Source organism: Polaromonas sp. P3_C2, assembly GCF_056402675.1.
The window spans coordinates 1-10737 of record NZ_JBFUGX010000057.1; the positions used below are offsets into that span (position 1 = coordinate 1).

Consider the following 10737-nt stretch of genomic DNA (forward strand, 5'->3'; position numbering starts at 1 on the left):
TGCAGCCGAAGCCGTCCGATTGCTATCAAAGATGTAGCACCTTGCGCACGTTCCATAAGGCCTGCAACCTGGTTTGATTCAAAAAATAGCTCGATTTTCTGCGCCAGCAGCTGCATCAGCCGCGCCAGCCCGCCAAACAGGCGCAGGCTGCCCGTTACGTCCATCAGCACCGCTTCATCGACCAGCGCCACGCGCGGCGTGAAGCCCAGCGCCAGGCTGGCCACCGCGCGCTGCAAAGCGGCGGCGTCCAGCACAGACGAGGCCGGTTGCGCCGCGTCAGTGGTGATCGAGATGCGCAATGCGATCCAGCAACGCATGGATGGGACTCCGGGGTGAGGTGACAGGAAGCGAAACCAGCGATGGCAGCAGGATGGGGGCAAGCTCTTCCCGCTTTTGCTCTTCCCGCTTTTGCCGGGCCCTGTCGCGGCTGGCCGCCAGCAAGGCCGACAGCCGGGCGGGCCGGGTATCGAGCAGCACCGGCGCGGCCAGCGGCGGGCCGCGGCGCTTGAGCACATGGACCAGCAGGTTGCCGCCCTCCCGCACAGTGCCTTCCAGCAGCAGGCGCAGCGGCGCGGGTGACGATTCGTGTTGGGCCCGCAGCGGCCGGAACACAAACAGCAGCTTGTGGTGCGCATGCGCGGCAATCTGCAGGCGGCGCAGGTGGGCGCTGCGCGCATCGGGCAGCCAGGCCAGCACGGCGGTCACGTCAGCGCACTGCAGCGCCTCTCGCGTGGCCCAGAGCAGCGAAGGCGCGTCACCTGGCTTGCCGTGAATGCTGATGAGCCGCCGCATGTCGATCTGGCGCGCGCCCAGTGCGGGGCCAAATGGCAGGTAAGGCGCGCCGACCAGCGCCGTCAGTTGCGCGCCAGGCTCCTCCGGAGTGGCGGGCTGGTTGAGGGCACGGGCCAAGCCAGGCGCCAGCAAACCCCATTCCTGCTGGCCCGCCTGCGGCAACAGCAGTTCAACCAGCGCGCCCTGGGGCCAGCCGCCTCCCGGCAAGACCAGGTCGAGCGCCGCATAACCTGTGGCCACCGTCTGCACACTCGCGCTGCCCAGTTCGCCGGCCCGCCAAACCTGGGCATTCAGGGCGTCGGCAAAGTCCGGCAAAGCGCTGGGCATTGCAGTGAGGGTGGGCATGGAAGGTGGTCCGGATCAAGTCGAATATACTGTATTTATGTACAGTATATGGCTGATTTGACGCCCCGCCAACCCGCTTGAAACCCGGGTACCCCAGTCGAGAATTATTCACCCCGGAGCCGCCGGGAAAACCGGCACCTCCCTGCAAATCAGGGTGCAGCGCGCTTGCCGGCGGTACCGCTGTTCTCGCGCGTCTAGAGTTTTGGCGGGGGTGGCCGGCCCACGTTGTGGGCGCCCGTGTTGGCCGCCTCCCAATACGCCTTGTCCAGCGTGCCGGGGTGGCTCTTGACCGGGGTGCCGACCGGCACATTGCCAGGGCGCTGAACGCCCTCTACCGAGTAGGTTTTCAGCTTGGGTTTCTCGGTACTGGAGGGGTTGAGCGCATGAAACTCGTGCGCCACCTTGGAAGGGTTGTCGGGAGACAGCTTCTGGCCACGGACACTGGCCAGCGTTTCAATGTGCGTCATGCACCGCGTCGTGTACGGGTCGGATGCCTCGCCGTACAGGTGGAACACGCCGTGCTGCTGGCGTTCGCTYGTCATCTGCTTGAGCTTCCAGAGCTCGAACACCGACACCTTTGCGCGCATCGCCTCTTTGGAGTCATAGCGGTATTCCCGCCCCTTCTTGACATCGCTTGCCAGGGCCGGACGCGCCAGGAAGCGGTCCCTGTGCTCCGTCGGTGTATGGCTGCCATAGGCCAAGTTCGAGTAAGGCTTGGACTCATCTATGCCCGTCAGCTTGTTCACGGCGCCAAACTTTGGCAAATCCGTACGGGGTGGGCCGCTGCCCATCCGGAAATCTTCGTAATGGCCCCACGAACCCCGTCCGTATTTGACGGTCATGTGTTCTGCCTGTTTTGGATCCGTCGTGTTTCTCCACGTCGAGAACTTGACCGGCACCACCGGCTGGTTTGCCAGGTAATAGGCGCTGGCAGCGGCGCCGGCACTCGCCAGGACCGGAAAGCCAAAGCGCGATAACACCCTTCCTGCTGCCATGGGGACCATCCTTGTGCCGCAGCGCGGCAATGTTGATGAGCTGGCCTTCCGGTAAAAACCGGCGACTGGATATTCAGTCTAGTCATGGCGCGCGGCTGGCGCCATCCCCTTTTTCAGGTGAAAAATAACATGTCCCGAGAGCGGCACCATCACGCCCGAACCGGCAACCAGCAGGCTCCGGCTGGCCAAGTGGCTCGGTTAAGCGGGGCCGCTTACCCCACCGGGTGAATCACCTTGCTGCTGGGCTCGGATTCGTTTTCCACCCACCAGTTGATCCACAGGCGTTGCGCCGGATTACCCRCATCGTCAGGCTCAATCGTCATGAAATTACGCGCACCGATCAGGCGGCGCGAAGTGGTGGGAAATTCGTACATGGCGGCGGTGATGCCTCGGTCCACGGTTTCCACCTGCTGGCAGGCCTGTTCCAGAAAATAGCGCGCCATGGCAGGCGGCGCCGGGTGCACGATGCCGCTGCTGGTGAGCTGGTTGATCACCTGGGCGTTGGTGTCCACCGGGTCACGCGTCGACTCCAGCACGCCCACCGCAGCCACATGCACGTCGCCGCTGACAAGGCTGACGCGGCACGAGGCGTCCTTGCTGAATTTAAACAGCCGGTGCACCAGGCGAAGCCGCTCGGCGCGATGCGCAGCGCAGGTCCAGTGGTCGCGCAAATCGTCTTCAAGCTCCTGCTGGCCGGGCAGCACGCCCAGCATTTTTTCCAGCAGCTCAAAGCTGGGGTGCACCACCGGGATGCTGCTCATCAGCACCAGGTGCTTCATGCCGGTTTGGGCATCAAGCCACTTGTAAGCAGCACTCCAGCTGTCTTCACTCATGACCTGCGCGCTTTGCAGGTTGCGGCCGTTCTTGCGTTCCGGCGTGCGTTCACTGCGCATGTCCAGCGCCAGCACGCCAAGGCTGCCCACGCGGTAACCCGCGCTGAACGCCGGCTGRCCGGGCAGCGTGCACGGCGGCGGCGTGCCAGGGGCGCTGTGCCGCTGAAACAGCGCGAAGTATTTTTTGGCGACGGCAAAAACCCCCTGGTACACCGGGCAGTCGTGGTCTTCTGCAGGGTAGGACCCCCAGCCGTCGAAGATATCGTGGTCGTCCCACATCATGACGCTGGGCAAGCCCGCCAGCGCCTGCGCCACTTCGGGCTGGGCCCAGCGCGTAAGGTACAGGTCTTCAAAAAAAGCCGTCACCTGCGTCTGCAGGGCAGCCGTCCAGGGCGCTTTGCGGCGAGCGTCCCGGGACAGTTCGGACCAGGCCATGATGTCGGGGCAACGCGTGTCCTGCCAGAGGGCATCCGAATACACCTGGTCGCCGCCCAACAGCAGCAAGTGGTAGGGGCCAAAACTGCGGCCGTTGATACGTTCGCGCCCTGCGTGCAGGTCATAGAGCCGCTTCCACAACGCATTTTTGTCCTTGACCTGCTTCATCAGGCCCGGACTTGAAAACCCATTGCACGAGACATACGCCATGCGCGGCGACTCACTCGCCGCCGGAACGTAAAAATCAAAGGCCTGCCCGTCAACGCTGTAACGTGCTCGTTGGGCCAAGTCTTTAAAGGCGACGGACAAACCACCGCGCCACAGCGTGGCGCCGCTTTGCAGCGTGCCGAGTTTCGTGAAAACCTGTACCGTGGCGGTGCTTTGCAGGCTGGGCGCAACCGCAGTGTCGGTCACGGCGAGCACGCTTACACCCCACTGGCTTTGTTGCACGCCCAAAAACTGCGCAATGGGGCCAAGCAGGATCGCCATTTTTATTCTCCCTGAATCAATACGGCAGCCCAGGCTGCAAGTGCCCGCAGCCTACCACTCTGCGGGCGTCAATATTCCTTGACGCGCTCAGGCCCGGTAACGTATTGTTTTTTCAGAAGGAGAAAAACTAGGCTTTGCGCGCCAGGCGGGTCACCAGCAGCAAGCCTGCAAGCGCGATCCCCACAAAACACAGGAAAGACCAGTTGGCAATCGAGCCGCCCAGAAAGGTCCAGTCGATCTTGGTGCAGTCGCCGCTGCCCTTGAAGATCATCGGAATGGCGCGCTTGAGCGGAAAGGTTTCGATCATTCCGTAAAAGTCGCGGCCGCAAGAGGCAATTTCAGGCGGGTACCACTGCAGGAAACTCTGGCGCGCCGCCACAAAAGCGCCAAAACCCGAGAGCAACACCATCAGGCCCGAGCCGGTGATCAACAGGCCCCGGCTTTTGGCAATGGCCGTCACGCCCGCCACCACCGCCACCAGCACCAGCGCATACCGCTGCACGATGCACATCGGGCAAGGCTCCAGGCCCACCACATGCTGCAGGTACAGGCCAAAGGCCAGCATGGCCACGCAGGCCGCGGCAATCAGCACCAGCACGCGGCGCGGCATGGCGTCGAAATACGTCAAAAACATCAGGGAGCCCTCTTTTTTTCTGGATGGATTATGAATTGTCAGGGGTTCGGGCGTTTGGAGCGGGATAAGTTCCCTCCAGCAATGCATTCTTGGAAAATTCTTCACCTCCCTTTCACCACTTGATCGCCACCTTGCTCACCCTCATTTCCCAGCATTTGTCCTACAGGTGGGACACCGCGGCGGGCGTAGATTTTCAGGACTGAATCTTTTTGGAGACCGTCATGATTGTGCAAAACGCCCTTGCCAGTGTCGCCGTCCGCAACCTGGACACATCCATCCCCTGGTACGAAAAACTGCTGGACGCCAAGGCCAACCGGCCGATGCCTGAAGTCGGCGAATGGCAATTCAAGCGCGGCGGCGGCCTGCAGGTGTATGAACTGGCCGAACGCGCCGGCGAAGGCTCGCTGACCCTGGCCGTCAACGACCTTGAACCGGAAATCGAGTACCTGCAAAAGCTGGGCATAGACACCAGCCATACAACGTCCAGCGACAAAGTCAGGACGGTGATGATCACCGACCCCGACGGCAACCACATTGCCATTGCCGAAGCGCTGATGCCCGGCGTGATCCGCTGAACAGATCCTTCACACCCGAACAAGGAAGCCCACCATGGAAATACACCGCGGACGACTCATCGACCATGTCCACCTGCGCGCCCATGACCTCGCGGCCAGCAAGCGCTTTTACCGCGCCGTGCTCAAGTCACTGAACAAGGAAAATGCCATCCAGGAAGCCGACGATCATTTTTCGGCCGATGAGTTGTGGATGGACCAGGCTGACGGATCTACCTCGCACGTCCATCTGGCTTTCCGGGCCAAAGACCACGCAGAGGTCAAAGCCTTCTATGAAGCCGCCCTGGCCGCAGGCGGCACCGACAACGGCGCGCCGGGCGAGCGCAAATACCACCCCGGCTACTACGCCGCCTTTGTGCTGGACCCGGACGGCAACAACATCGAGGCGGTGTATCACGGGCCATTTGTTGCTTCGGCGGAGTYGGTGGTGATCAGGCCGGCAAACTCAAGCTGATCAGAAGCGTAGTCTTCTAACTCCGTAGCCAGGGGTGATATAAATCCCCAGATATAAATCCCCAGATATAAAGAACGGAGTTGCCGATGAACCAAGCACCATCTTTCCCCGCATATTTGTCATCGGCAGGATTCGCAATCACAAGACGAACCGTCTTCGCATTGACTTTTTTTCTTCCCGCCTTGCCAGCATTCTCTGCGGACGTCATACCCGAAAATCTTGTTGGCGTATGGGCAACAGACAAGGCTGTTTTGCGCGGCGCACTGCTGTTCGAAGGAGGGGCCGTGTATCTGGGAATCGATGGCATCGGCGCAATCGTAGGAGGGCCGCCTCCGATCGGGTCAAGAATTGTTTTTACGTATGACCCAAAAACCAATGTCATCGCTTACCAAGCAACAGAAAACGGAAAAACGGTGCATGCGGGAACTTTTACCTATGACCCGACCCGCCAGGTCCTGTCTGGTGACAAAGAAGTACTTCGGCGACGGTTTGATAAATTGACGGATGAAACCAGGCGAGCGTTGGGGCTTGAGCCAACCGTCAAGACAAACGCCGGGAAAAAATGACCGGAAGGAGTGCCCATGTGCCGCAACATCAAGACTCTCTTCAACTTCGAACCGCCAGCCACGGAGCTGGAAATCCGTGACGCTTCGCTGCAGTTTGTCAGGAAGCTCAGCGGGTTCAATGTCCCCTCCAAGGCCAATGAAGCCGCGTTTGACCGCGCCGTGGAAGAGGTGGCGGCTTCTGCACGGGTTCTCATTCGCACACTAGTAACCAATGCCGAGCCGCGCAACCGTGAGATGGAGGCCGAACGGRCACGGGCCAGGTCGGCGCTAAGGTTTGGCACGAGCCAGTAGCCGGCTCCCCCCAAGTCGACCTCGCCCAACTGGAAGCGTCTGACGACATCAAAAGGTTGAGCTGGACTTGCTTCAGCCACGGCGGACACTTCCATGGTTGAAATCCCCGCCATGCGCACCAAGGCAGCCCAGCCCTTGCAGCGTTTCCTCCACAGCAATGTCCAGCGGCGTGTGCGGCTCCGCACCGAGCGCCGCCACCAGGGCGGCGTTGTCCATGCGTACCGGCGTGTTCCAGAGGTAGCGCATCCGGCGCAGCTCGCGCAGGGTCTCGACAAAGGGCGCGGCCAGCGTCACCGCCCACCAGGGAAAGGATTTTATTGACGGCTGCAGGCCACCGCGCCGTGCGACGACACGGCAGATCGCTTCAGCCAGCTGGCGGCCGTCGGCGTCCCACTGGCCGTTCATATGGAAGGTTGYAAATGCAGGCAGAACGTCACGCCGCGCCAGCAAGGCGACCATGGTACGCGCCACATCCGGCAAATAGGCCCATTGGTGACCGACACCAGGCTTGCCAGGGAGCTTCACACTGCGCACCGGAGCGCCCGGCCGAATCAGGCCTTGCGAGAACCAGCTGTTACCGGCACCCGGTCCGAAAAAATCCCCCGCGCGCACGATGATCACCCGGCAGCAGCCCTGGCCGCTGTCTCTGGTCGCATCCTTGAGCCGCTGCTCGAGCTGCACACGAATCGCACCTTTGGCAGTTTGCGGGTGTTGCGGTGAATCCTCCCGGAGGCTGGGAAATGCGTCTGGCCCGTAGTTGTAGACCGTGCCGGGCAGCACGATGGTCGCGCCCTGCGCCCGGGCGGCCGCGATCGTGTTGTCCAGCATGGGCAGCACCAGCTCGCCCCAGCGACGATAGCCGGGCGGATTGACTGCGTGGACTATCACGCCGCAGCCTTGTGCTGCAGCCATGACATCACCGGGATTCATCGCATCGCCACGCAGCCAGGTTATGCCGCCACGTTGCTCGCCCGGCCGCGACTCGCCACGGCGAAGCGCGCGAACCTGCCAGCCTGCCGCCTCCAGTTGCCGTGCGACTTCCCCGCCGATGCCACCGGTTGCGCCCAGCACCAGTGCTGTGCTTGATTTGCCTTGTTTGCTGCTCATGTCATTCCCAAAAAAGTTGCCATGGGGAAATTCTGGGCCCCGGGGCATCAAAATGGAATTGACTAAAGCAGGGTATCAGCTATACATTTTTGTATGGAAGAAGATGCTGGCTGGGAGCTTTACCGTTCGTTTTTAGGGGTGCTGCACGAGGGTTCGCTCTCAGGTGCCGCACGGTCTTTGGGGGTGGCACAGCCTACGGTCGGACGCCATGTCGCCTCGCTCGAAAAGTCGCTCGGCCTGGCGCTGTTCACGCGCTCACAAACCGGTTTTGCGCCGACCGAAGCCGCGCTGGAACTGCAGCCCTTCGCCGAAGAAATGGCCAGCGCCGCAGCCGCCTTACGCCGTGCCGCCGAAAGCCAGGGTGACGGTGTGCGCGGCACGGTGCGGATCACGGTGAGCGAGGTCATCGGTGTCGAAGTGCTGCCGCCCATCGTCGCGCAACTGCAGCGCACGCACCCGGGTCTGACCATCGAACTGGTGCTGACCAACCGCGTGCAGGACCTACTGCAACGCGAAGCCGACATTGCCGTGCGCATGACACCGCCCAAGCAGGACCTGTTGATCGCTCGCCGCGTGGGCGAAGTGGAACTGGGTCTCTACGCACGCCGCGATTACCTGGACGCGCGCGGCACGCCGCAGTCGTCAACGGACCTGGCGCAGCATGCGCTGATCGGGTTTGACGAAGAGACACCCTTCCTGCGTTCGGCGCGCAAAGCCTTGCCCGCATGGAAGCGGGCGGCGTTTTCCACGCGTACCGACAGCGACCTCGCGCAACTGGCACTGATACGTGCCGGCGCCGGCATTGGCGTGTGCCAGTCAGCGCTCGCGACGCGTGACCCCGCCCTGGTGCGGGTTCTGCCTGGCGAGTTGTCCTTCAAACTCGAAACCTGGCTGACCATGCACGAAGACCTGCGCCACAGCCCGCGCTGCCGTGTAACCTTCGACGCATTGGTTGAAGGTTTGCAGCAGCATATTGGTTGAAGCCGGATAAATCAGCTCTACAAAAACAAGCATGAAGTACATATGACGACCAAAGACGATTTGCCCAGGGAGAAACGCTGGAAAGACCTGTATATCCGGTCAAAGAAAGTTGCGCGTGCAGAGCAACTGGGCCTCGATTACCCTCGCACGACCGCAAAGCAACTTGTGCAGAAAGAAGAAACCGCCCGCAGCACTGAACGCGTAAAGGTCCTGTTCGTTTGCAGCCGTAATCAGTGGCGAAGCCCGACGGCAGAGCAGATTTGGCGCAAGCACCCGCAGCTGCTAACCCGTTCGGGTGGGACCAGCCCCAATGCGCGCCATACCGTGTCAGTCGATGACATCCGTTGGGCCGACGTGGTTCTCGTCATGGAAGAAAAACACAAATCAAGACTGACCTCGGAGTTCACGCGGCTGCTTGACGGCAAATCTGTTCATGTTCTTGATATCCCTGACGACTACAAGTTCATGGACAAGGAACTGATAGAGATGCTTGAGCAAAGCGTTCCAAGCATCCTGGGCATCGAGTGACAGACTATGGATCTGCTCGAAGAAATCAAGGAGTCCTGGTGCTGGGTTGGTCTCGATCCACTACAGCTAGTCGCTGAAAATGACTTTGGCAATCTACTGATAAAGGATCATTCAGGTCGCTACTGGCGCCTATGCCCCGAGGACTGTTATTGCGAAATCGTGGCTTGGGATGAAGCTTCTTACGACGCGCTCGTCAATGATCCGGAGTTCAAGAAGGACTGGTTGATGGCAGCGCTGGTCAGGGTTGCGAATGAAAAGCATGGCCCTCTCGCTGTCGGGCGTAAATACTGTCTGGTGGTGCCCGGAATCCTGGGCGGGGCTTACGACATTTCCAATATCAAAACTGCCCCACTGTCCGAGATTGTGAGACGGTCCGGCGACCTTTCAAGGCAAATACGGGATTTGCCGGACGGTGCCAAGATCCGGTTAAAAGTGGTTGATTAGAGGTCGCCTCGGAACAGTCCACAGTTACCCCTCCACAAACACCCTCGCCTTGCGCGGCGTCACCACCAGCATGTCGCCTTCACGCAAGCCATTGCAATATCCTTTCGGACATCACAAGGCACAAACCCCAAATAGGGTCCCCGCACATGACGATTGCAAGCACCCGAATCTACTTCTATCCAATGACCCATCAGCGCGAACTGAGGTTGACCGCATCGCATGGGGGATTTGCGGAATGGTTCACTCGCCGCCTAAAACCAATTCGTGAGCACCTTCGCGGCCCAGAAGCCAAAGGCGTTGATATCGTCAACCTCATGCTTCGCGAGAACCCCGAGCATGCCTGGCACCGAGATGAGTGGCACCAGCGAGGAAATACTTTTGAGTTCAACTTTATGTGCGATTTGAGCCCGCTTGAGACCCGCCCCGCGATCGAGAACATAGAAAAGTTGATGCAGTTCTATGCCGCAGTAACCAAGCAGGCCCCTTGGCCGCAGGTCCGCGCCCTATTCGATGCTCTGGCACGCCCGCTCACCAATGAAGACCGGATTACCATCCGTCCATATCTGCAATGGCCCCGTGGACAGTTGGTGAGCGAAGCTCAAGCTCGACGTACGGCGGCAAAAAGTGCGGCTTAGCCGGTCGTCCGAGTCGACTCGCGACGGCAAGCCTTTGCAATCGACCCAGCTCCGGCGTTAGGCACCTTACCCCTCCACAAACACCCTCGCCTTGCGCGGCGTCACCACCAGCATGTCGCCTTCGCGCAAACCCATCTCGGCAAACTGCTGCGAGGTCATCTGGGCTTCAATGATCGAATCGCCCGAGACATTGCCTTTTTGTTCATAGCCTTCGGCGGGAATCAGCTCCAACCGCGCAATGGGGCCGATCACGATGGCGCGCTCCAGGTGGGCGACGATGCCTTCGGCGCCCGGCGCATAGCGCTGCACGTCCAGGTCGTGCGGGCGCACATAGGCAAAGGCTTTGGCGTCCTGGGCGCCGGCGTGTTCAGGTGAATTGAGGCGCAGGCCTTCGAGCTGGACTTCGCCTTCGTGGGCGCGGCCGTGGAACAGGTTCACGTCACCGAGAAAGCCATACACAAACGGGCTGGCCGGGTGGTCCCACACCTCTTGCGGTGAGCCAATCTGCTCGACCTTGCCCTGGTTCATCAGCACCACACGGTCGGCGACTTCCAGCGCTTCTTCCTGGTCGTGCGTCACAAAAATGCTGGTGACATGCAGGTCGTCGTGCAGGCGGCGCAACCAGCGGCGCAGCTC

At 60.9% G+C, this 10737-nt stretch carries 14 protein-coding genes and 1 pseudogene; 8 read left to right on the forward strand and 7 right to left on the reverse strand.

Annotated elements, in window-relative coordinates; genetic code table 11:
- From AC1DWI_RS04385 to AC1DWI_RS04405, 5 genes and pseudogenes are all read right to left on the reverse strand, one after another.
- Positions 1 to 317, reverse strand: a pseudogene (locus AC1DWI_RS04385) (Y-family DNA polymerase); the annotation flags it as partial.
- Positions 277 to 1137, reverse strand: a complete 861-nt coding sequence (gene imuA, locus AC1DWI_RS04390; RefSeq protein WP_477671682.1) for a translesion DNA synthesis-associated protein ImuA — start codon at positions 1135 to 1137, stop codon at positions 277 to 279. The pseudogene AC1DWI_RS04385 and the gene imuA, both read right to left, overlap by 41 nt.
- Before the next feature lie 194 nt (positions 1138 to 1331).
- A complete protein-coding gene (locus AC1DWI_RS04395; RefSeq protein ID WP_477671683.1) occupies positions 1332 to 2132 on the reverse strand; it encodes a hypothetical protein in 801 nt (266 codons plus the stop codon).
- A gap of 212 nt (positions 2133 to 2344) precedes the next feature.
- Positions 2345 to 3889 carry an alkaline phosphatase D family protein gene (locus tag AC1DWI_RS04400; RefSeq protein ID WP_477724433.1) on the reverse strand — a complete coding sequence of 515 codons (1545 nt, stop codon included), beginning with the start codon at positions 3887 to 3889 and terminating at the stop codon, positions 2345 to 2347.
- Between the two features lie 127 nt (positions 3890 to 4016).
- Complete coding sequence (locus tag AC1DWI_RS04405; RefSeq protein WP_477671685.1) at positions 4017 to 4523, reverse strand: disulfide bond formation protein B; 507 nt, start codon at positions 4521 to 4523, stop codon at positions 4017 to 4019.
- 221 nt (positions 4524 to 4744) lie between these two features.
- On the opposite strand from AC1DWI_RS04405, the gene AC1DWI_RS04410 reads away from it, so the two are divergent.
- The 4 genes from AC1DWI_RS04410 to AC1DWI_RS04425 all read left to right on the forward strand — a co-directional run bounded on the left by AC1DWI_RS04410 (position 4745) and on the right by AC1DWI_RS04425 (position 6406).
- Positions 4745 to 5098, forward strand: a complete 354-nt coding sequence (locus tag AC1DWI_RS04410; protein ID WP_477671686.1) for a VOC family protein — start codon at positions 4745 to 4747, stop codon at positions 5096 to 5098.
- Between the two features lie 34 nt (positions 5099 to 5132).
- Positions 5133 to 5549 (forward strand): VOC family protein, encoded by a 417-nt coding sequence (locus tag AC1DWI_RS04415; RefSeq protein WP_477724434.1) that lies wholly within the window; start codon positions 5133 to 5135, stop codon positions 5547 to 5549.
- An 86-nt stretch (positions 5550 to 5635) separates the two neighbouring features.
- Positions 5636 to 6115, forward strand: coding sequence for a hypothetical protein (locus tag AC1DWI_RS04420; RefSeq protein WP_477671688.1), 480 nt, complete (start codon positions 5636 to 5638; stop codon positions 6113 to 6115).
- A 15-nt stretch (positions 6116 to 6130) separates the two neighbouring features.
- Positions 6131 to 6406, forward strand: a complete 276-nt coding sequence (locus AC1DWI_RS04425) for a DUF2277 domain-containing protein (RefSeq protein WP_477724435.1) — start codon at positions 6131 to 6133, stop codon at positions 6404 to 6406.
- Positions 6407 to 6478: 72 nt separating this feature from the next.
- Here AC1DWI_RS04425 and AC1DWI_RS04430 read toward each other — a convergent pair whose 3' ends face one another.
- A complete protein-coding gene (locus AC1DWI_RS04430; protein ID WP_477724436.1) occupies positions 6479 to 7513 on the reverse strand; it encodes an SDR family oxidoreductase in 1035 nt (344 codons plus the stop codon).
- A 93-nt stretch (positions 7514 to 7606) separates the two neighbouring features.
- On the opposite strand from AC1DWI_RS04430, the gene AC1DWI_RS04435 reads away from it, so the two are divergent.
- From AC1DWI_RS04435 to AC1DWI_RS04450, 4 genes are all read left to right on the forward strand, one after another.
- Positions 7607 to 8494, forward strand: coding sequence for a LysR family transcriptional regulator (locus AC1DWI_RS04435; RefSeq protein WP_477671691.1), 888 nt, complete (start codon positions 7607 to 7609; stop codon positions 8492 to 8494).
- Between the two features lie 42 nt (positions 8495 to 8536).
- Complete coding sequence (locus AC1DWI_RS04440) at positions 8537 to 9022, forward strand: low molecular weight protein tyrosine phosphatase family protein (protein WP_477671692.1); 486 nt, start codon at positions 8537 to 8539, stop codon at positions 9020 to 9022.
- A 6-nt stretch (positions 9023 to 9028) separates the two neighbouring features.
- Entirely contained in the window at positions 9029 to 9466 is a 438-nt protein-coding gene (locus AC1DWI_RS04445) for a T6SS immunity protein Tdi1 domain-containing protein (protein WP_477671693.1), read from the forward strand.
- A gap of 146 nt (positions 9467 to 9612) precedes the next feature.
- Positions 9613 to 10101 (forward strand): hypothetical protein, encoded by a 489-nt coding sequence (locus AC1DWI_RS04450; RefSeq protein WP_477671694.1) that lies wholly within the window; start codon positions 9613 to 9615, stop codon positions 10099 to 10101.
- Between the two features lie 66 nt (positions 10102 to 10167).
- Here AC1DWI_RS04450 and AC1DWI_RS04455 read toward each other — a convergent pair.
- Positions 10168 to 10737: sulfate/molybdate ABC transporter ATP-binding protein (locus AC1DWI_RS04455; protein WP_477724437.1), on the reverse strand; the 570-nt coding region annotated here is incomplete at its 5' end.